Below are 20,556 nucleotides of genomic sequence, written 5' to 3'. Positions count from 1 at the left end.
CATGTGTGGTATCGTCGGCGTTCTGGGCCATCACGAAGTCGCCCCCATGCTGGTGGAAGCGCTGCGGCGGCTCGAATATCGCGGCTATGACAGCGCGGGTATCGCCACGATCAACCACGGCCATCTTGACCGGCGGCGGGCGACGGGCAAGCTCGTCCATCTGTCGGACCTGCTGGTGCATGAGCCGCTGGCGGGCAAGTCCGGCATCGGTCACACCCGCTGGGCCACCCATGGCGCGCCCTCCGTCCGCAACGCGCATCCGCATGTCTCGGGCGGGGTCGCGGTCGTGCATAACGGCATCATCGAGAACTTTCGCGCGCTGAAGGCCGAACTGGAGGAACGGGGGTACAGCTTCGATTCCGACACGGATACGGAGATCGTGGCCGCCCTCACCCGCAGTTATATGGAGACCGGCATGGATGCCGACGCCGCCACCGCCGCAACGGTGGCGCGGCTGGAGGGCGCCTTTGCGCTGGGGTTCCTGTTCGACGGCGAGGAGGATCTGATGATCGTCGCGCGCAAGGGCTCGCCCCTCGCCATCGGGCATGGCGACGGCGAGATGTTCGTGGGGTCCGACGCCATCGCCCTCGCCCCCATGACCGACCGGATCACCTATCTGGAGGAAGGCGACCGGGCCGTGATCCGCCGCTCCGGTGCCGTCATCTATGATGCGGCGGGGCGGCGCGCGAACCGCAAGATGGAGACGATCCGCATGGATGCCGCGCGGATCGAAAAGGCCGGCTACAAGCACTTCATGGCCAAGGAGATCGCCGAACAGCCGGTGGTGCTGGGCGACGCGCTCTCCCACTACATCAATGCCGATGGGGAAATCGTGCTGCCCATCGAGATTGATTTCGCCAGCGCGGACCGGGTGGCGATGTCTGCCTGCGGCACCGCCTATATCGCCTGTCAGGTGGCGAAATACTGGTTCGAGCAACTCGCGGGCCTGCCGGTGGATACCGACTTCGCCTCGGAGTTCCGTTATCGCGAGCCGGTGCTGTCGCCCAGATCGCTGGCGTTCTTCGTCAGCCAGTCGGGGGAGACCGCCGATACCCTCGCGGCGCTCCGCCATGCGCAGGGTCAGGTCGCGCAGACGGTGGGTATCGTGAACGTCGCCACCTCCACCATCGCGCGGGAAGCGGATGGCGCGCTGCCGATCCTCGCCGGGGTCGAGATCGGCGTGGCCTCGACCAAGGCGTTCACCTGTCAGCTTCTGATCCTCGCGCTGCTCGCGCTGCGGGCGGGGGTGGATCGGGGCCGCATCTCCCCTGAGGAACTGCGCGGCCATATCGCGGCACTCCGCAGCCTGCCCGGCCTGCTCAACACCGCCATCGGCCAATCCGATCAGATCGAGCGCCTCGCCCGTCAGCTCTCCGAAGCCAAGGACGCGCTCTTCATCGGGCGTGGGCCCATGTTCCCCCTTGCCCTCGAAGGCGCGTTGAAACTAAAGGAGATCAGCTACATACATGCCGAAGGTTATGCAGCAGGCGAGTTGAAGCATGGGCCCATCGCCCTGATCGACGAAACCATGCCGGTGATCGTGATGGCCCCGCGAGACGCGCTTTTCGACAAGACCGTCTCCAACATGCAGGAAGTGATGGCGCGCAAGGGCAAGGTGTTGCTCATCTCCGACCATCAGGGCATTCACGAAGCAGGGCCCGGCGTCGCCGCTACGATACACATGCCCGAAGTGCCTGCGCCCTTCGCCCCGATCCTCTACGCAGTACCGGCGCAACTCATCGCCTACCACACCGCCGTCGCGAAGGGCACCGACGTCGATCAGCCCCGTAACCTGGCGAAATCCGTGACGGTGGAGTAGGCGGCCCTTTCGCGGTATTTCTTGTCGGCGTAAAATAAAGTTCGGACACACGAATAAAGTTCAGACAATCCGCTGTGGTAACCTGTTCTCAAAGAGTGAGCCATATCACGGAGCAGTCAGACTTGGACGAGACGAAGCTGGCCCGCTTGTTCGCACAAGGGGCCGCCCTCCGCCGCGACTGCAAACCGTGGTTGACCGTCCGGCGCGTGACTTCATCAGACTGGCCGAGATTGCAGCCAAGAAAGGCGTGACACTCGATCTCTCGGACGTGACACTCCACACCCTGCGCCATCACATGGGCTATGCAGGCTGGAGCCGACAAGTGGGATGTCGCGGGGTATTTCGGGGTCAGCCTGCAGACACTCGAATCGGTCCATGGTCACCACCACCCCGACCACCAAGGCAGCGCCGTTCGGGCCATGGAAAAGAAGGCTTCATGGGCTGGCCCACGAAACGAAGCCGGGGCCAAGGCCAAGCCTAATCCGAAACAGTAACGATCTCAGGAAGTTATTGGCGCACCCGACAGGATTCGAACCTGTGACCTCTGCCTTCGGAGCAATTTAGGCTGCCTATCCGAAATGCACGATAGAGCACGCTAGGCTACGATAACCCATTGAAACCACTGGACTATGGGTTTTCTACGCCGAAATGTCTATCCAAAATTTCGCTCCGATCTTCATCCGGCTGCTTCCGTGGTGCTTCCGCGGAAACAGCCCCTCTCCAGCAGAGGAGAAGCCACATGGCAAAACTGACCAAGCGCATAGTGGACGCCGCCGACGTCCGTGAAAAGGACTACTTCATCTGGGACGACGAGCTGCCCGGCTTCGGCCTTCGCGTTTTCGCCTCGGGCAAGCGTAGCTACCTCATCCAGTATCGCGCGGCCGGCCGGACGCGACGCTTCACCATCGGCCTGCATGGTATCTGGACGGCAGAGACCGCCCGGCAGGAGGCTAAGGTTCAGCTTGGTCGCGTCGCCAAGGGCGAGAACCCGTCCGAGGAACGCCAGCTCGACCATCAGGCCATCACCGTCAAGGAGCTATGCGCCCTCTATGTCGCCGACCTGAATGCGGGACTGATCCTCGGCAAGGGCGGTCGCCCCAAGAAGCCGTCGACCATCGTCACCGACGCCGGCCGCATTGAGCGGCACATCATCCCGCTGATCGGCACGCGGCGGGTGAAGGATCTCGTCAAGGCCGACATCAACAAAGTCCTCAAGGACATCATGGCCGGCAAGACGCGAGTCTCTGTCAAGACGAAGAAGCTGCGCGGCAAGGCCATCGTGCGCGGCGGCGCGGGCACGGCGACCCGCACTGTCGGCCTGCTCGGCGGCATCCTCACCTATGCCGTCGAGGCCGGCATCATCGACCGCAATCCCGCCCACGGCTTGAAGAAGCCGAAGGACAATGTGCGCAACCGCCGTCTGACGGAGGCGGAGTATCACATCCTGGGCGACATTCTGCGAAACGCGGCCGAGACCGAGAAATACGCGATGACCGTCGACATCATCCGCCAGATCGCCATGACAGGCTGCCGCCGCACCGAGATGATCCGGCTCATGCGGACCGAGGTGGACGCGGCGGGCAGTTGCCTGCGCCTCGTCGACAGCAAGGAAGGCGCTTCCGTCCGCCCCATCGGGCTTCCCGTCGTCGAATATCTCGAGGAACGCTGCAAGGACCTGACCGGCACCTATGTCTTCCCCGGCCAGGGCGAGGACAACGCCTTCGGCAGCTTCCCGAACCACTGGGAGCAGATATTCAAGGACACGCCGCTAGCCGATGTCACGCCGCACGTCCTGCGCCACAGCTTCGCCAGCATCGGCAACGATCTCGGCTTCACTGAGGTCACAATCGCGGCGCTGGTCGGCCACTCCAAGGGGTCAGTGACGAGCAAATACATCCATAGCCTCGACACTGCGCTCATCATGGCCGCAGACACCATCTCCGGCTACATCAAGGGCCTTCTCGACGGCGTCGCCTTTAAGCAGACCGCCTATGCCCTCGACCGGGATTCCCGGAAGGCGGCGCTGGCGCGTTTCCTCCAATCGGCGGCCGTCAACGAGCAGGAGGAGCTGCCTCTTGCGGCGTAACCGACACCATCAGGGGGTTTCAGTTATTGCAGTTGGAGCCCGCAACGACTATATTGGCTGGTCAGGAGAACCCATCATGGCCAGCCAAGTCGTCAAATTCGCCGGTCTCTCGGACCGCGACCGCAAGAAGGTCTCGCCTCTGCCCAAGCTGGCGGAGGGCGACCGCGTCGAGCTGCGCGTCCGGCGCCGCGACGGTCACGATGAGACCCTGACCCTGCCGCCCGCGGCGGCGAGCGCCGTCGAGGCCCTGATCACGCACCTGCTCAGCGGCGAGCGCGTGGCGGTTCTTTCCGAGGATCAGGAGCTGAGCCCCACCGAGGCGTCCGAAATCCTCGGCATCTCGCGTCCGCTCGTCGTGCTGCGCATGGACCGGGGCGATCTGCCCTTCCGTTATATCGGCAAACACCGCCGCGCCTCGCTCAAGGACGTGCTGACGCTGAAGGCCAAGCTCGACGTGCGGCGCAAGGCCATGCAGGACCTCGCCGCTGACGCCGAGGATCTCCATCTTCGCTATGGCGTTTAAGTCCGCCGTCGCCATCTACGATGCCTGCATCCTCTACCCCTTCCATCTGAGGAATGTCGTCGTGCAGGCGGCGGTCGACGGTCTTGTCGATGCGCACTGGACGGAGGCGATCCATGACGAGTGGATACGCAACCTACTGGCCAATACGCCGGGTCTTCCGCCCGAGCACCTGCAAGCGACGAAGCAGCTCATGAAGGTCGCCGTGCCGGAGGCGACCGTCACCGGCTACGAACGGCATATCCACACCGTGAGCCTGCCCGATCCCGATGACCGCCACGTCGCGGCGGCGGCGATCGAGGCTGGCGCGTCGATGATCGTCACCTGGAACCTGCGTGACTTCCCCGTCGCCGAGTTGAGGAAGCATGGTCTGGCGCGGCAATCGCCGGACGCCTTTCTCGTCGGTCTCTACGAACAGGCCCCGGATATGCTGCTCGCCTCGCTGGCGAATGCGCGCAGCAATCTCAGCCGGACGCGCGTCTCGGCCGCCGATTTCGTCGGCATCCTGCGCGACCAGAGGTTGGTCAAGCTCGCGGCGCAGATCGAGAACCACGTCAGCGACCTGTAGGGCTGCTTTCCGCGTTTGCTGAAACCCGGTTCTGCGGATTTACGATGCGAGGCTGTTCCTCAGTGCCCCTTGCGCTCACCAGGCGGGCAGGCAACAGCATCGCCATAGAATATAAGTGTTGTTCATTTCAGAGGGATGTTTCCGCGAACATGGCCAAGAAAACGGTCGAAAGAATTGATCCGACGCCCTCCACCGTAAAGAAGCTCTTCGCCTATAGCGGAAACCAGTGTGCCGTCCCCGATTGTCAGGAGCAGCTTGTCGACGCAAGCGGCGCCATGCTGGGCAAGGTCGCCCATATCTGCGCCGCCGAGAAAGGCGGGCCGCGCTTTGACGTTGACATGAGCAACGAAGACCGCCGCGCATTTGAAAACCTGCTTCTGGTTTGCGGCAAGCACCATGACATCATCGACCATCAGCCCAATGTGACGACCTACACGGTCGAGGTGCTGCGCAAATACAAGGCCGATCACGAAGATCGTTTCAAACGGGCGGAGCTACAGCTCATCGCGCAGATCACGGACACGACCCAGGCCAGGCTGCCCACCTATCCGGAAACGCTGAAGCGGTTCGGAGAGGTCTTCGATGTCACCGACTCGATGAATCTCGACGAGGAAGTCGCCGGGCTGACCACCTTCATCGACAGGCTGAAGGAGCTTCCCCTCGAAGAGCGGGCATTCGCCATCAAGCTGGCCGAACGCATGAGACGTCGGGACGTCGATGACCTGCCGGCCGAAGACGTGGTCGGCGCGTTCAACCTTGGAAAAACCAGGCTGCGTCAGCATATGACTTTGCTGGAGCATCACCTGCTTGGCGATATCACCGAAGGGCATGGCTACCAGCAATATATCGTGCGGCTGTGGGACCGCGATCCCTGCGGCAATCCCTGGATAGAGATGCTGGAGTTCTGCGAAAAGACGGGCATCACCATCGACAGCCTCCTCTATGATCTCAATTTCGCGCAGTACGACGGCTGACGGCAGTATGGCGGCGCGGTCGCCTCCAACAGCCTCACGGCATCAGGAAGGTTGATCGGTTTGCCCGGCAGGGCTCGCAACCATCGTTTCCACGACTGTCTGCATTTTTGGCGGGGGAAAGCCTTCCCCCTGGCCGGCACTTCGTTGCCGGCGCACCCCCTTCTGCGGGGAGACCCCGCAACGCCCGCTTTAGAGTGAGAGTGCGGACCGGGTTTGCCGTGACGGGTTGAGGGCTGGAGAAGAGGTCTCCGGCGCCCGTCGCGGAGAACCGCGATGTCCAGACAGGATCGCAGCGCGCGCCCCGGCTCGGATCGGGCGAGCCTTTACGACGATATCACAAACAAGATCATCGGCGAACTGGAGGCCGGCCGCTTCCCTTGGGTTCAGCCCTGGGGCTCGGCCGCGGTCAAGGCGCCGCTCGCCATGCCGCAGAACGCCGCCACAGGCCGGCGCTATTCGGGGATAAACGTCCTCATCCTTTGGGGCGCCGTCATCGAGCATGGTTTCCCCGGCCAGAGCTGGCTCACCTTCCGCCAGGCGCTTTCCCTCGGCGGCAATGTCAGGAAGGGCGAGCGCGGCACCACCGTCGTCTATGCCGATCGTTTCACCCCCGAGGACGAAAAGCGCCGCGCCCGCGAGGCCGGCGAGGACGCTCAGGCGATTCCGTTCCTGAAGCGCTTCACGGTCTTCAACGCCGCTCAATGCGACGGCCTGCCTGAAGAAATCGCCGTCGTCGCACCGCCGCCCGAACCGGGCCTGATCGAGCCGCGCGTCGAGGCCCTGATCCGGGCGACCGGCATCGACTTCCGCATAGGCGGAGACCGCGCCTTCTATGTCCCGGCGCATGACTATGTCGTCGTTCCGCCGCCGCAGGCGTATTTCGAGCCGATCAACTGGCACCGTACGGCGCTGCATGAGCTCGGACACGCGACGGGCCATCCCTTGCGCCTCGGCCGTGATTTCTCCGGCTCCTTCGGCACCAAGAAATACGCCTTCGAGGAGCTGATCGCTGAGATCAACGCGGCCTTCTGCTGCGCCTCGCTCGGCATCGCTCCGACCGTCCGCCATGCCGACTATATCGGCTCCTGGCTCGACGTCCTGCGCGAGGACAATCGCGCCATCGTCCGAGCCGCCTCCCAAGCCAGCAAGGCGGCCGACTGGCTTCTCAGCTTCCTGCCGGATGCCGGCAGCATCGACCAGAACGACGACGAGCGGGAGGCGGCGTGATGAACGCGCTCGCCTTTCCGGGTTTCGTCCCCGACCCCGCGCAGTCGGTCGACATCCGCCTGCGCGTCCTCAGCCTGGGCGCCGGCGTCCAGTCCACCACGCTGGCGCTGATGGCGGCGCATGGCGAAGTCGGCCCCATGCCCGATTGCGCCATCTTCGCCGATACCGGGTGGGAGCCGCAGGCCGTCTATGACCATCTCGCCTGGCTGCGATCGCCCAATGTCCTGCCGTTTCCCGTCCATATCGTCTCGGGCGGGGATCTGCGCGCCGACCTCATCGCCGGCGCACAGGGCGAGCGCTGGGCCTCCATTCCAGCCTTCACCCGCACCGTGACCCCGGCCGGGAGCGAGCTTCCCGTCTATGACGAGGATGAAAACGGCGATCTCGTCGTTGTCGGCTCCCGCATCGTGGCTACCGAGCGGGCCAGCATCGGCATGATCCGCCGCCAATGCACCGGAGACTACAAGATCGTGCCGATCAGGCGGAAAGTGCGCGAGCTGCTTGGCATCGCCGGGCGGCGCTCGCCCACGTCGCCGGTCGCCGAGCAATGGATCGGGATTTCGCTCGACGAGGCGCTTCGCATGAAGCCCTCTTTCGAGAGCTGGCAGGTCAACCGCTGGCCCCTGATCGAGCGGGGCCTTACTCGCCAGGATTGCCTGCGCTGGCTGGAACGGCATGATTATCCGCTGCCGCCCAAAAGTGCCTGCATCGGGTGTCCGTTTCATTCCGACAATCACTGGCGACAGATGCGCGATCATGATCCCGAAGCCTGGACGGACGCCGTGTCGGTCGATGCCGCCATCCGCACCGGTTTCCGCGGCATCCGCGCCGAAGTCTATCTGCACCGCTCCGCCGTGCCGCTGGACCAAGCCGATCTATCGACGACCGCCGACCACGGCCAGCTCGATCTCTGGCCGAACGAGTGCGAGGGCATGTGCGGCGTCTGATTTCCTGAAATCCGCAGATGCGCAAAGCCGCTTCTCCGGCTTTCCAGGTGTCCGGTTCTGCGGTTTTCCGCGTTTCCGGTTCGTCAGCTTGCAGCCTTGCGCCACGACGCTCAGCCTACCGGCCGTCCTTCATCAACCCTGCCCAGACAGCGAGAATATCGCCTTCGGCCGCGTTGTCCTCAGTGACAACCACGCTGAACACGGCGAGCGTGCCGGCGAACTCCTCCATATCCATCACGCCCCGTGCGTGAAGCATTGTCGCCAACAGCATCAGTGCCTTGCCTTGTGCGGTAATGACGGCCCGGTCCGCCTCGGAAAAGCGGACATGGCGGGCTGGCGACGCCCCCAGCCATCGGCGCAGAACACGCGCCAAGTCCGCCCAGGGCGGATTTCTCCAGCCAGAAATCATAGCGTCCATAGACAATTCCCCGCCGCCCCGACTGGCGCCGGGACGGTTGAACACGCGTGAACACTGGGAACCGCGCCCCACGTATTTCCCACGCCGGGCAAGCCCGACGCCGATGGGTATTCTATTCCGTGGGCCGCCCGACATAGTCGGTGACCCAGTGTTCAAACGCTTGATGCGATCGATGCGGTGTTCAAGCCGCAGGCGATGCAATCCCTATGGCACAGGAAGACAGTCCTGAACATCGCCGTTCCATTCTCGCCCCTGGCCAGACGACAGGGTCCGACCAGCAGAGTGAGAGGGAGGTGGGGATTTTCGTGACGGGTTCGGGTCGAGAGAGAGGCTCTCGGCGCCCGTCGCGGAGACTACCACGATGGCTACTGCCGCCCAGAAAATCATCCTGTCGCCTTCCCGCGACATCCCCTTCAACAAGCTCGTGCTCAGCCAATCGAATGTCCGACGCGTCAAGGCCGGCGTCTCGGTCGAGGAACTGGCCGAGGACATCGCCCGCCGAGGCACGCTCCTCCAGAGCCTCAATGTCCGCCCGGTCCTCGACGCCAGGGGCGATGAGACCGACATGTATGAAGTTCCCGCCGGCGGTCGCCGCTATCAGGCGCTCGCCATCCTCGTGAAGCAGAAGCGACTCGCCAGGACCGCGCCTGTGCCCTGCGTCGTGCGTGATCCCTCCACGTCGATTCTCGCCGAGGACGACAGCCTCGCCGAAAACACCCAGCGCGTGCCGCTGCATCCTCTCGATCAGTTCCGGGCCTTCTATGACATGCGCCGCAAGGGCATGAGCGAGGAGGAGATCGCTGCGGCCTTCTTCACGACCGCGCAGGTGGTGAAGCAGCGCCTGCGTCTGGCCTCTGTCTCGCCCACGCTCCTCGACATCTATGCCGAGGACGGCATGAAGCTCGAAGAGCTGATGGCCTTCACCGTCAATCCCGACCATGCCCGCCAGGAGCAGGTCTGGGAGACGGTCCAGACCTCCCACAATCGCCAGCCCTGGTATATCCGCCAGTTGCTCACTGAAACCACGGTGCCGGCCACCGACAAGCGCGCCCTGTTCATCGGCATCGAAACCTATGAGCAGGCGGGCGGCAGCGTGCTGCGCGATCTCTTCCAGACCGATGGAGGCGGCTGGCTTCAGGACCCCGCGCTTCTCGACCGCCTGGTCGCGGAGAAGCTCAAGACCCTCGCCGAGGAAATCGCCGCCGAGGGCTGGAAGTGGATCACCGTCGATACCGATCTGCCCTATGGCTACGATCAGGGGCTGCGGGCGCTCGACTTCACCCTCGTCGATCTGAACGATGACGAGCGCGCGGCCCGAGAAGCCCTGCGTGAGGAATACGAACAGATCGAGGCTGAATACTCGGAAGCCGATGAGCTGCCGGACGAGATCGACCAGCGTCTCGGCGAGATCGAGACGGCGCTCGAAGCCTTCGAGAAGCGCCCGGTCATCTACGATCCGGCCGACATCGCGCGTGGCGGCGTCTTCATCAGCGTCGACCGCAATGGCGAGCCCGTCGTCGATCGCGGCTATGTGCGCCCGGAGGACGAGACGCCGGTCGGCGTCGAGGACCCCGACGGCGAGGCCGAAGCCACCGGTACCGAAGTCGCGGCATCCGGCACCGTTCAGCGCGCCGTCATCACCATCGGCGGCCAGTCGGCCGAACCGGAGGATGACGACGAGGAAGACGTCATCAAGCCGCTGCCCGAACGGCTCGTTACCGAGCTGACTGCGCACCGCACCCTGGCGCTCCGCGATGCCGTGGGCGCCAATCCCCAGGTCGCGTTTACCGCCTTGCTGCACAAGCTCGTGCGCGACACCTTCCAGCGGACGGCCACCTCCGGCGCCAGCCTGCAGGCGTCCGTCAATCACGTCTTCTTCCGCGAACAGGGCAAGGATCTCGCCGAGACGGCCTATGCCAAGTCCGTCATCCAGCGGCATGAGGACTGGAAGGCTGACCTACCAGCCGATGAGGATGCGCTGTGGGACTGGCTCGCCGTGCTCGACGACGCCAGCCGCATGGCGCTGCTCGCGCATTGCGTCAGCTATGGGATCAACGCCCTCTATGAACGGCCCAATCCCTACAGCGGCAGCGGCGTGTCGCAGTCGGGCCTCGACCGGCGTATGGCAGAGGCCGATCGACTGGCCCGCGCCACCGGCCTCGACATGGTGGACGTCGGCTTCCGACCCACGGTCGAGAACTATCTCGGCCGCGTGACCAAGCCCCGCATTCTTGCGGCCGTCCGCGAAGGCGCGGGCGAACGCGCGGCCCAGCTCATCGACCACTTGAAGAAGGGCGACATGGCCAAGGAGGCCGAACGCTTGCTGGCCGACAGTGGCTGGCTACCGGAGCCGCTGCGCCTGATCGACCATGACGAGCGGACCACGTCCGATACCTCGGAAGGCGAGGCCGAGACGGCGCTCCCAGCCTTCCTTGCCGGTGAGGACGAGGACGAGGAAACCGCCGAAGACCCGGAAGCCGAGGCGCCAGCGATGATCGCCGCGGAATGACGCCAAACCCCGGCGGGCGGTCGAAGCCGCCCCGCCGTCTTCATTTTCAGCTTCAAGGCCCGGCGATCCGTCGTCGGGCCTTTTTTCATTTTCGGGGAACTCCCACCTCCGACATTTATCTACCAGCCGGCCGTCAAATGGCGGTAGCCGGTTCCCCTCTCAGTGGGATTTCCGCTCATAGATGTGATTGAGGTTATCGGCTTGGTGCTGGAGGCTCCTCGCCACCGTTGCAGCCGCGGCCCGGTTCGGAAACGCCCCTGTTGTCATCCCGTTCAGGCTTACGCACCACCCATCGGGCTTCTCAATGACCGTATAACGCCGTCGCTCGCCACCGATATTGGCGGACTTACCCATCAAATAGCCACTCATCATGAGCGTCGATCGCCTTGTTGGTTCGGTGTGTCGGGCTTCGTCCAAATCCCGAAGGCCGCTCCGATAGCCGTCATCGCCATACGCCAGGATGATCGGCTGCTCTCGTTCGTCTTCATCGTTGCCCGCAAAAGTGCATTTCTGCTCATGGCTTCACCTCAACAAGAGGCCGCATCAAAGCTTCGAGCGCGTATGAATTCCATCCTGACGCAACCGGCCGCTCATAGTATTCTCATCAATTCGACCGGTGGACCTCGGCGCCATGCAACGCCATAGCGGGCCAAGCTCGTGCCCGGACAGCTCAGACCCTCAAACATCTTCGCTTTACCATTAGGCGGGAAGTGCGAGGCGATGGCATCCCTTTAGATTGATGATCCGGCTGCTGTCTGATGCCGGACACCATCCCGCTTCCATTCGCAAACCTTGGTCCGATCCGTCTCCTTATCAATCAACCCGCAAGGGGTCGGCTTACGCGCGCGTGCCGCCCTCGGGGATTCGGAAAAGGTCCGAACGCCCGAGGGTGATTGCAGAGCCGGTCAGACACTTCGGGCGCCTGTCGCGCGGGGGATGGTCCCCCGCCTCCCAAGACAGGAGCCGGAACCATGTCCTATGCAGATGCCACCGCTTTTGCCGCAAGCCTAGCCACCACGCTGATGGTTTCGATCATCGTCTTCCAGGCCGGGGACGGCACTCACGGCGCCATGCCCGCCAACGAATTCGATGGCGACGAAGAAATGGTCAGGCTGGAACTTGATCCCTTCGGCTGAGGCGCGACAGCGCCTCACCCCGACGGCTCGGAGCGCAAGATCGCGTCCGGGCCTTCAGCGCTGCGCTACCGCTCATCGCCGGCAGCGGCACCGGCTCATGCCCCGGCAAGGGAGAGTGAGAGTGCGGACGGGTTTTCCGTGACGGGTTGGTTGCCGGAGAGAGAGCTCCCGGCGCCCGTCCTGGAGCATCCTGCGATGGCCCTTGCACCTCAAACCACCTTCACCCCGATCGGCGACATCCTCGCGCATCAGATCCTGCCCCGGCTGCGCCTTGCCGCGAAGCTGCCGCTGCGCATCACCTGCATCGGCACGGCCCGCTATGTCGGCACCGACGAGGCCGACAGCTTCGACCGCAGCGTCTTTCTCGGCGACCGCCCGTCGCTGGAGAACGCCACCAGCTTCGCGGCCGTTTCGGTCAGGCGCGGCGGCATTGGCGTGGGACAAGATAAGACGCTGCGCTTTCATCCACGCTTCGCCGTCATCCAGGACAACGATCAGAATCTGGTTCTGGCCGGCGAAATCCGCGCCGGGATCATTCTCTGGCAACAGCCCGTCGCCAGCGACGGCGAGGCCCGCCGGATCGTGACCGAAGCCAGCCGCCTGCGCGGACTGGCTTTCGCCGCCTCCGGCCGGGGCGAGCAGCGTGCGGCCCGCAATCATCGCCACCAGGCCGGCCTGCTCGAAGCACGCCTGGTCGACCCCTTCTGGCGCGAGGCCGCCGCCGATCTGCTCCGGCTGCCACAGGCCGCCTGATCCCATCCCCCGATTTCCACCCATCCGACCCGGCGCTTCGCTTCGCCGGGTTCTCACCTATGGAGTTTTCCCATGCCGAAATTCGTAGTCAGCAAAGGCCACGACGCCTTCGTCTATTACGAAACCGTCCTAGAGGCCGACACGCCCGAAGAGGCGCGAAGTCTCGTCCGGAGCGTTCATTACGAAGGCGCATGGCTCCCCACCGGCTATGTGCAGGAGTTCGACGATTACGAGATCGACGAGCATAGCGGCGTTCGCCTCCTCGAAGACGGTGAAGCCGTAGAGGCCTTCCTGACCATCGGCGTCACCGCCCAGGAGCGCGACGCCTTGCTGGCGGGGCTGCGCCTCCTCCAGCTCGCCCTTGGGCGCGACGATCTCGAACCTGCGCTCGAAAACATCGTCACCAATGACGGCGCGCATACCGGCCTCGATCCGACTCGTATCGACGCTCTGTGCGAACGCATCAACGTCTAGGTGGTGGCGATGTATGCGACCTACCTGCGCCTCGACATCCTGGTCTGGGACAGCGAGCGCGCCGTAATCCGCGCCGCGCGCTGCAAGCTGGCTTTATCGGCCCGGCGCGATCCCGCACTGCGGGGCGCACGAAAGCGGTTCTATCGCGACATGCTGCGCCACCATGCCGATGCCCAGCGGCTTGTGGCGCAGTTCCGCCTCTGACGCTTCCGCACCGCGTCCATCCCTTGAACCTCGCCCGGCCATCGCGCCGGGCTTTCTCGTTTCAGGAGCCTGACATGGCCGACTACTTTACCCATTTCTCGTGCCTGCTTGACGTCGGCACGCCCGATAATGCCGCCCGAGCGCTCGACCTCTACAACAAGCTTTCCGAGGAAGGCGCTTCCGACGAACCGCCGTCTGAGGGGTTTCTCCTGTCGATCCAGCCGGAGCACGGGGGTGCCCGGCTCTGGATGCGCGATGACCAGACAGGCGATCCCGAGCGTCTGCTTCAGTTCGTGAAGATCTGCGCGACCGAGTTCCGCCTCAGTGGTCTCTGGGGCTTCCAATACGCCAACACCTGCTCGCGGCCGCGCCTCGACGGTTTCGGCGGCGGCGCTCATGTCCTCGACCTCGCCACCGGCGAGACGGTGGCATGGACCTACACGGATGGCTGGCTCGCCCAGGTTCTCGATGGAGGCGGCTCAGATGAGTAAGGTCATCGAAACCACGGTCTACCAGCTCGACGAGCTTGCTGAGGCCGCCAAGGAGAAGGCCCGCGATTGGTATCGCGAAGGCGGCTTCGACTACGACTGGTATGATGCCGTTTACGAGGATTTCCAACAGATCGCGGAAATCCTCGGCCTTCGGCTGAAAACCCGCAGCATGCGGCTCAACGGCGTCGGCTCCCGGCAGAAGCCCTGCATCTGGTTTCGGGGGTTCTGGAGCCAGGGCGACGGCGCCTGCTTCGAGACCTTCTATTCCTACCGGAAAAACGCCCCGCGCCGGATCAGGGAACACGCGCCGCAAGACGCCGAACTGCACCGCATCGCCGATGCACTTCAGGCGGTCCAGCGGCGTAATTTCTACCAGCTTCGCGCCGAGGCGAGCCATCGCGGTCACTACTACCACGAATACTGCATGACGATCTCGGTCGAGCGCGACAGTCCAACCTATCAGGATATGACGGCCGATGCGGAAGACGCCGTGGCCGAGGCGCTGCGCGACCTGGCCCGTTGGCTCTATCGGCAGCTCGAACGTGAACACGAATATCTCACCACGGACGAGGCCGTCGATGAGGTCATCGCGGCCAACGAATACACGTTCACGGCAACGGGCCGTCGCTTCGGCTGAACCCGGCAAGCGTCCTGCCATTCGGCAGGGCGCTTTTTGCATGCCAGCCACGGCCCACCTTTCGAGAGTCAGAGGAGGCCGGGACGGGTTTGAGCCTGTGCGGTCGAGAGAGAGCGCTGCGCGGCTCGATCCTGTCCTGCTCTCCCGAGGTCTCCTCCATGAACATGATTTCCGCATCTGCGGCGGCATCGGTCGCCGGGCCGCTTCCGCTTGTCCCCGACAGCCATGCTGCCACGTCCGTCTTTTCGGCGGCAGCTCTTCTTCTGCCCCACCTCGAGCGCGGCCAGCGCATCGACGCCGCCACGCTTCGCAGCGCGATGGAAACCGCCTTCGGCGCGTCCGATACCGCTGGCGCCTGGGACTGGAAAACCGCCTATGACGCCTGCGAGGCCGCGATCGTCCTGTTCCTGCGCAAGTACGGAAAGGCGCTTTTCCGTAAAGCCGGTTCGCCAGCCGATAGCCTGCCGCTGCTGACGCGGATCGCCGGGCTGCTGCCGACCCATACACGCCGCTCGGAGGAGGCGCAGACCTTACAGCAATTCTCCACCCCGATCCCACTGGGGCTGGCAGCGGCGACCGCCGCCGCCATCACGCCCGCCGACCGGGTTCTGGAACCCTCGGCCGGGACCGGACTGCTCGCCATCCTGGCCGAGATCGCCGGCGGCGCCCTCGTCCTCAACGAGCTGGCCGAGATGCGCGCCGGTCTACTTTCCTCCCTCTTTCCCGCCTTGTCCGTCACGCGTTTCGACGCGGCGCAGATCGACGATCACCTCGATCCTGCCCTGGTCCCGTCCGTGGTGCTGATGAACCCGCCGTTCTCGGCGCTGGCGAATGTCCAGGGCCGCGTCGCCGATGCCGCCTTCCGCCACGTCGCTTCGGCGCTTGCGCGCCTTGCGCCCGGCGGGCGGCTGGTGACGATCACCGGCTCGAGCTTCGCCCCCGATAATCCTGCCTGGACCCCGGCCTTCGTCCGGCTGCAGGAGCGCGGTCGCGTGGTCTTCTCTGCTGCAGTCGATGGTTCTGTCTATGCCAAGCATGGCACGACGATCGATACCCGGATCACCGTCATCGACAAGCTGCCCGCCGACGATCCGGCAGTCTTCCCATCCTCTCCCGGCGCCGCACCGGATGCCGCCACCCTGATGGCCTGGATCGGCGCGAGCCTGCCCGCGCGGCAGCCTGTCGATCCTTCAGTCGTTGTTCCGGTTGCCGCAGCGCCTGCGCCTCGCACCGTGCGCGGCTATATCGCCGCCACCGCGAAAGCCGCCCGCCCGGCGCCGCAGACCGAACCGGAAGCCGCACCGCTCGACTATGAGATCATCGATTGGCAGCCGGCCGAGGGCGGCCACATCACCGACGCCATCTATGAGGAATACGCGCTTCAGGTCATCCGTATTCCCGGCGCCCAGCCTCATCCAACCCAGCTCGTCCAGTCGGCGGCGATGGCGAGCGTCGCCCCGCCGAAGCCCAACTACCGGCCGCATCTGCCGAAGACCATTCTCGGTCTTCTGTCCGACGCGCAACTTGAGACCGTCATCTATGCCGGTCAGGCCCATGCCGACCATCTCGCCGGGGCCTGGACCGTCGACGAGACCTGCGATGTGGTCAGCGCGGCGGCCGAGGACGCCAAGAACGCCGTCCGCTTCCGGCAAGGCTTCTTCGTCGGTGACGGCACCGGCGTCGGCAAGGGTCGGGAATCCGCTGCCATCATCCTCGACAACTGGATGCAGGGCCGCCGGAAGGCCGTCTGGATCTCCAAATCCGACAAATTGCTGGAAGACGCACAACGCGACTGGTCTGCGCTCGGCATGGAGCGCCTCCTGGTTACGCCGCTGTCGCGCTTCCCGCAGGGCAAGCCCGTGACGCTGCCCGAAGGCATCCTTTTCACGACCTATGCCACGCTACGCTCCGACGACCGCGGCGATAGGGTTTCCCGCGTCAAGCAGATCGTCGAATGGTTGGGCGAGGATTTCGATGGAGTGATCATCTTCGACGAGGCGCATTCGATGCAGAACGCCGCAGGCGGCAAGGGAGAACGGGGCGATGTCGCCGCCAGTCAGCAGGGCCGAGCCGGGCTTCGCCTCCAGCACGCCCTGCCGGATGCCCGCATCGTCTATGTCTCCGCGACCGGCGCCACTACGGTCCACAACCTCGCCTATGCCCAGCGGCTTGGCCTTTGGGGCGGCGAAGATTTCCCGTTCGCCACGCGGGCCGAATTCGTCGAGGCGATCGAGGGCGGCGGCGTCGCGGCGATGGAGGTTCTGGCCCGCGACATGCGCGCCCTCGGCCTCTACACCGCCCGGTCGCTGTCCTTCGCCGGCGTCGAATACGAGCTGGTCGAGCATGAACTGACCCCGGAACAGACCCGCATCTACGATGCCTATGCCGGGGCCTTCGCCATCATTCACAACAATCTGGATGCGGCGATGGAAGCGGCCAATATCACTGGCAGCACCGGCACCCTGAATCGGCAGGCGAAATCCGCCGCGCGCTCGGCCTTCGAGTCGGCCAAGCAGCGGTTTTTTGGCCACCTCCTGACCAGCATGAAAACCCCGACGCTGCTCCGCTCCATCGCATCCGATCTGGAGGCGGGCCATTCGGCCGTGATCCAGATCGTCTCGACCGGCGAGGCGCTTATGGAACGCCGGCTGGCCGAGCTGCCGACCGAGGAATGGAACGACGTCCGCGTGGACATCACCCCGAGGGAATATGTCCTGGACTACCTTGCCCATTCCTTCCCGGTGCAGCTCTACGAGCCGTTCACCGACTCGGAGGGCAATATGTCGTCGCGGCCCGTCATGCGCGACGGCCAGCCCGTCGAAAGCCGCGAAGCGGTCGCCCGCCGCGACGAGCTGATCGCAAAGCTCGCCAGCCTGCCGCCGGTCCCCGGTGCGCTGGACCAGCTCATCCAGCATTTCGGCACCGATACCGTGGCTGAAGTGACGGGCCGGTCGCGGCGCATCATCCGCAAGGCTGGCAAGGGCGTCACTGTTGATCGCCTTGTCGTCGAGAACCGCGCAGCTTCGGCCAACCTGGCCGAAGCCCAAGCGTTCATGGACGACGGCAAGCAGGTTCTGGTGTTCTCCGACGCCGGCGGCACCGGCCGCAGCTATCATGCCGAACTGTCGGCACGGAACACGCGGCTGCGCGTCCATTACCTGCTCGAAGCCGGATGGAAGGCCGATACTGCGATCCAGGGGCTTGGCCGAACGCACCGGACCAACCAGAAGCAAGCACCCCTGTTCCGGCCGATCACCACGAACGTCAAAGCCGAAAAGCGCTTCCTCTCGACCATCGCCCGCCGTCTCGACACCCTGGGCGCGATCACGCGCGGCCAGCGCCAGACCGGCGGTCAGGGCCTGTTTCGGCCCGAGGACAATCTGGAATCGCATTATGCCCGCGACGCGCTGCGCCAGCTCTACCTGCTGCTGGTCCGCGGCAAGGTCGAGGGATGCTCGCTCGACCGCTTTGAGAGCGCCACCGGCTTGAAACTGATGGACTCCAACGGCATCAAGGATGACCTCCCAGCCATCACGACCTTCCTGAACCGGCTGCTGGCCTTGACGATTGAGCTTCAGGGCGTGCTGTTCACCGCCTTCGAGCAACTTCTGACGGCGCGCATCGAGGGCGCCATTGCGTCGGGCACCTATGACGCCGGGCTGGAGACGCTGCGAGCGGAGAGCTTTGTCGTCACCGACCGCCAGACGATCTATACGCACCCGCGCACCGGCGCCCAGACCCGCCTGCTGACCATCACCGAGCGCAAGCGCAACCATCCGGTCACGCTGGCGGAGGCCATAGGCAACCTGGACGATCCGCGCGCGGTCCTGTTGGTCAACGAGCGGTCGGGCCGCGCCGCCGTGCAGGTTCCGACCACCAGCGTCATGCTGGACGATGGCGAGATCGAGCGCCGTATCCGGCTGATCCGGCCGATGGAAGCACACAACATCCCGATCAAGACCATGCCCGAGACCCATTGGGTCGAAGCCGACCGGGACGCCTTCGCCTCTGCCTGGAATGCCGAGATTGCCGAGGTGCCGGAGTATTCCGACAGCACCCTGCATATGGTGACAGGTCTCCTGTTGCCTATCTGGACGCGGTTGCCGAACGAATCCACCCGCGTCTATCGGCTCCAGACCGATGCTGGCGAGCGGATCATCGGCCGCCGCGTTTCGCCTGCCTGGGTTGCCCACGCGACCGCGACCGGCGTCGCGTCGATCACGCCAGAGGAAGCCTTCACCGCCCTTATGGATGGAAAGACGATCCTCGATCTCGCCGAGGGCCTTCAGCTTCGCCGGGTCCGCGTCATGGGCGCGCTGCGCATCGAACTCACCGGCTTCACCGACACGATGCGCCAGCGCCTCACGGCCTATGGCCTCTATCACGAGATCATCTCGTGGAAGCTGCGCTTCTTCGTGCCGGTGGACGCCCAGGGGCCGGTAATCATCGGCAAGCTCTTCGACCGCTGGCCGGTCGAACGCATCGGCGAACGGGAGGCCGCATAAATGGCTTCGCGTCACGCCTCGGAACTGGCGCATCGTCTCGGCCGCGAGGCAGAGGCGGTCTGCCGCGAATACCTGTCCTCCGGTCGGAGGGCAGGCAATTACTGGCAGGTCGGGGACGCGCAGAACAGCCCCGGCCGCTCCCTCTATGTCCGGCTCAGGGACACCCCCAAAGGTCCGGCCGGGAAATGGACCGACGCCGCCACCGGCGACCATGGCGATCTGCTCGACATCATCCGCGAGGCGCTTGGCCTCGTCGATTTCAAGGATGTGGCCGAGGAAGCGCGCCGTTTCCTCAGTCTCCCGCATCCCGCGCCAGAACAGACAGGGACACCGACCGGCAGGACATCGGGCATTGCCGTCGGTTCGCCGGAAGCGTCGCGGCGGCTCTTCGCCATGTCGCAGCCGATCCCTGGCACGCTCGCGGCGACCTACCTCAGCGGGCGGGCAATCACGTCGCTAATCGGCGCCACCGCACTGCGCTACCATCCCCGGTGCTATTACCGGCCCGACGAGCATTCGCCCACGGAGATCTGGCCGGCGATGATCGCGTCCGTCACCGACCTTGACGGGCGACAGACCGGCGCGCACCGCACCTGGCTCGCCCCGGACGGCTCGGGCAAGGCGCCTGTCGAAACGCCGAGGCGGGCGATGGGCGACCTTCTCGGACACGGCGTCCGCTTTGGCGTTGCCGGCGATGTGCTGGTAGCCGGAGAGGGCATCGAGACCGTGCTGTCGCCCCGCCAGGTTCTGCCGCACATGCCGATGCTGGCGGCGCTCTCGGCCGCACACCTCGCCGCCATCCTGTTCCCGGCGACGCTGCGCAGGCTCTATGTCCTTCGCGATCGTGATCCGGCTGGGGACGGCGCGAAAGACAGCCTGATCGCCCGAGCTGCGAGCGTCGGGATCGAGGCGGTTGCGATGTCGCCGGTGCGCGAGGACTTCAACGAGGATCTGCGCTGGCGCGGCGTCGATGCCCTCCGGGCGGCCCTGAAGGATCAGCTTCATCCCGTGGACGTCAGCCGGTTCATGGAGGGGTGAGAGGATCGGCAGGGGATGGGGCGAAGCTCTGAATGGCTCCGCCTGCCGTCTCCACTCATCATCGGTAACACCTTTCCCGCGTCGGAGAGGGCGCCCACGGCCTTCTGAGAGGGCGATCGGCTCACAAACGGGCCAGCCGGGCAATGGCGCTGCGCTTTCGGCTATTTTCCGCCGGCGGGGCAAGCCCCGCCTTTGCATCGCGAAGCATATGTGGACACCCCCTTCGTCAAGTCTTTCCTCAATGCGTGTC

At 64.8% G+C, this 20,556-nt stretch carries 17 protein-coding genes; 16 read left to right on the top strand and 1 reads right to left on the bottom strand.

Going from position 1 to position 20,556, the window contains the following annotated elements; all coding sequences use genetic code 11:
- Position 1 precedes the first annotated feature (1 nt).
- The 7 genes from glmS to RT513_RS13335 all read left to right on the top strand — a co-directional run bounded on the left by glmS (position 2) and on the right by RT513_RS13335 (position 8,141).
- Entirely contained in the window at positions 2 to 1,819 is a 1,818-nt protein-coding gene (gene glmS, locus RT513_RS13365) for a glutamine--fructose-6-phosphate transaminase (isomerizing) (RefSeq protein ID WP_290691203.1), read from the top strand.
- A 739-nt stretch (positions 1,820 to 2,558) separates the two neighbouring features.
- Positions 2,559 to 3,905, top strand: a complete 1,347-nt coding sequence (locus RT513_RS13360) for a tyrosine-type recombinase/integrase (protein WP_290691200.1) — start codon at positions 2,559 to 2,561, stop codon at positions 3,903 to 3,905.
- A gap of 76 nt (positions 3,906 to 3,981) precedes the next feature.
- A complete protein-coding gene (locus RT513_RS13355; RefSeq protein WP_137388792.1) occupies positions 3,982 to 4,428 on the top strand; it encodes a DNA-binding protein in 447 nt (148 codons plus the stop codon).
- Entirely contained in the window at positions 4,418 to 4,993 is a 576-nt protein-coding gene (locus tag RT513_RS13350) for a PIN domain-containing protein (RefSeq protein ID WP_290691191.1), read from the top strand. Before RT513_RS13355 ends, RT513_RS13350 begins: the two co-directional genes overlap by 11 nt.
- A 62-nt stretch (positions 4,994 to 5,055) precedes the next feature.
- Entirely contained in the window at positions 5,056 to 5,967 is a 912-nt protein-coding gene (locus RT513_RS13345) for a hypothetical protein (protein WP_290691188.1), read from the top strand.
- Positions 5,968 to 6,240: 273 nt separating this feature from the next.
- Entirely contained in the window at positions 6,241 to 7,194 is a 954-nt protein-coding gene (locus RT513_RS13340) for an ArdC family protein (protein WP_010398869.1), read from the top strand.
- A complete protein-coding gene (locus tag RT513_RS13335; protein ID WP_290691182.1) occupies positions 7,194 to 8,141 on the top strand; it encodes a hypothetical protein in 948 nt (315 codons plus the stop codon). Before RT513_RS13340 ends, RT513_RS13335 begins: the two co-directional genes overlap by 1 nt.
- Before the next feature lie 115 nt (positions 8,142 to 8,256).
- Here the strand turns inward: RT513_RS13335 and RT513_RS13330 are convergent, their stop codons facing one another.
- Positions 8,257 to 8,412, bottom strand: coding sequence for a hypothetical protein (locus RT513_RS13330; RefSeq protein WP_313534110.1), 156 nt, complete (start codon positions 8,410 to 8,412; stop codon positions 8,257 to 8,259).
- A 508-nt stretch (positions 8,413 to 8,920) separates the two neighbouring features.
- Here RT513_RS13330 and RT513_RS13325 point away from each other — a divergent pair.
- The 9 genes from RT513_RS13325 to RT513_RS13285 all read left to right on the top strand — a co-directional run bounded on the left by RT513_RS13325 (position 8,921) and on the right by RT513_RS13285 (position 20,306).
- Positions 8,921 to 11,068 (top strand): ParB N-terminal domain-containing protein, encoded by a 2,148-nt coding sequence (locus RT513_RS13325; protein ID WP_290691175.1) that lies wholly within the window; start codon positions 8,921 to 8,923, stop codon positions 11,066 to 11,068.
- A gap of 971 nt (positions 11,069 to 12,039) precedes the next feature.
- Positions 12,040 to 12,204 (top strand): hypothetical protein, encoded by a 165-nt coding sequence (locus RT513_RS13320; RefSeq protein ID WP_010398879.1) that lies wholly within the window; start codon positions 12,040 to 12,042, stop codon positions 12,202 to 12,204.
- A 195-nt stretch (positions 12,205 to 12,399) separates the two neighbouring features.
- A complete protein-coding gene (locus RT513_RS13315; protein ID WP_290691171.1) occupies positions 12,400 to 12,957 on the top strand; it encodes a hypothetical protein in 558 nt (185 codons plus the stop codon).
- A 72-nt stretch (positions 12,958 to 13,029) separates the two neighbouring features.
- The gene (locus tag RT513_RS13310; RefSeq protein WP_290691168.1) at positions 13,030 to 13,431 is read left to right on the top strand and encodes a hypothetical protein; all 402 of its coding nucleotides are present in this window, start codon (positions 13,030 to 13,032) and stop codon (positions 13,429 to 13,431) included.
- A 9-nt stretch (positions 13,432 to 13,440) separates the two neighbouring features.
- Entirely contained in the window at positions 13,441 to 13,635 is a 195-nt protein-coding gene (locus RT513_RS13305) for a hypothetical protein (RefSeq protein WP_290691165.1), read from the top strand.
- Between the two features lie 74 nt (positions 13,636 to 13,709).
- Entirely contained in the window at positions 13,710 to 14,126 is a 417-nt protein-coding gene (locus RT513_RS13300) for a hypothetical protein (protein WP_290691162.1), read from the top strand.
- The gene (locus RT513_RS13295) at positions 14,119 to 14,763 is read left to right on the top strand and encodes an antitoxin of toxin-antitoxin stability system (RefSeq protein ID WP_290691159.1); all 645 of its coding nucleotides are present in this window, start codon (positions 14,119 to 14,121) and stop codon (positions 14,761 to 14,763) included. The genes RT513_RS13300 and RT513_RS13295 overlap by 8 nt, the downstream gene beginning before the upstream one ends.
- 158 nt (positions 14,764 to 14,921) lie before the next feature.
- On the top strand, positions 14,922 to 19,268 hold the full coding sequence (locus RT513_RS13290; protein WP_290691156.1) for a bifunctional class I SAM-dependent methyltransferase/DEAD/DEAH box helicase: 4,347 nt from the start codon (positions 14,922 to 14,924) through the stop codon (positions 19,266 to 19,268).
- Positions 19,269 to 20,306: a toprim domain-containing protein gene (locus tag RT513_RS13285; RefSeq protein ID WP_290691153.1), complete on the top strand. Its 1,038-nt coding sequence runs from the start codon at positions 19,269 to 19,271 to the stop codon at positions 20,304 to 20,306.
- Positions 20,307 to 20,556: the final 250 nt, after the last annotated feature.

The sequence above is a fragment of the Haematobacter sp. genome (assembly GCF_032102465.1).
Taxonomy (GTDB): domain Bacteria; phylum Pseudomonadota; class Alphaproteobacteria; order Rhodobacterales; family Rhodobacteraceae; genus Haematobacter.
This window is presented reverse-complemented; position numbering and strand designations above follow the sequence as displayed.

Bases quoted from the DNA above. Each gene is read 5' to 3' on its own strand.
- glmS (WP_290691203.1), top strand. From the start codon at position 2: ATGTGTGGTATCGTCGGCGTTCTGGGCCATCACGAAGTCGCCCCCATG.
- RT513_RS13360 (WP_290691200.1), top strand. From the start codon at position 2,559: ATGGCAAAACTGACCAAGCGCATAGTGGACGCCGCCGACGTCCGTGAA.
- RT513_RS13355 (WP_137388792.1), top strand. From the start codon at position 3,982: ATGGCCAGCCAAGTCGTCAAATTCGCCGGTCTCTCGGACCGCGACCGC.
- RT513_RS13350 (WP_290691191.1), top strand. From the start codon at position 4,418: ATGGCGTTTAAGTCCGCCGTCGCCATCTACGATGCCTGCATCCTCTAC.
- RT513_RS13340 (WP_010398869.1), top strand. From the start codon at position 6,241: ATGTCCAGACAGGATCGCAGCGCGCGCCCCGGCTCGGATCGGGCGAGC.
- RT513_RS13335 (WP_290691182.1), top strand. From the start codon at position 7,194: ATGAACGCGCTCGCCTTTCCGGGTTTCGTCCCCGACCCCGCGCAGTCG.
- RT513_RS13330 (WP_313534110.1), bottom strand. From the start codon at position 8,412: ATGCTGTTGGCGACAATGCTTCACGCACGGGGCGTGATGGATATGGAG.
- RT513_RS13325 (WP_290691175.1), top strand. From the start codon at position 8,921: ATGGCTACTGCCGCCCAGAAAATCATCCTGTCGCCTTCCCGCGACATC.
- RT513_RS13320 (WP_010398879.1), top strand. From the start codon at position 12,040: ATGTCCTATGCAGATGCCACCGCTTTTGCCGCAAGCCTAGCCACCACG.
- RT513_RS13315 (WP_290691171.1), top strand. From the start codon at position 12,400: ATGGCCCTTGCACCTCAAACCACCTTCACCCCGATCGGCGACATCCTC.
- RT513_RS13310 (WP_290691168.1), top strand. From the start codon at position 13,030: ATGCCGAAATTCGTAGTCAGCAAAGGCCACGACGCCTTCGTCTATTAC.
- RT513_RS13305 (WP_290691165.1), top strand. From the start codon at position 13,441: ATGTATGCGACCTACCTGCGCCTCGACATCCTGGTCTGGGACAGCGAG.
- RT513_RS13300 (WP_290691162.1), top strand. From the start codon at position 13,710: ATGGCCGACTACTTTACCCATTTCTCGTGCCTGCTTGACGTCGGCACG.
- RT513_RS13295 (WP_290691159.1), top strand. From the start codon at position 14,119: ATGAGTAAGGTCATCGAAACCACGGTCTACCAGCTCGACGAGCTTGCT.
- RT513_RS13290 (WP_290691156.1), top strand. From the start codon at position 14,922: ATGAACATGATTTCCGCATCTGCGGCGGCATCGGTCGCCGGGCCGCTT.
- RT513_RS13285 (WP_290691153.1), top strand. From the start codon at position 19,269: ATGGCTTCGCGTCACGCCTCGGAACTGGCGCATCGTCTCGGCCGCGAG.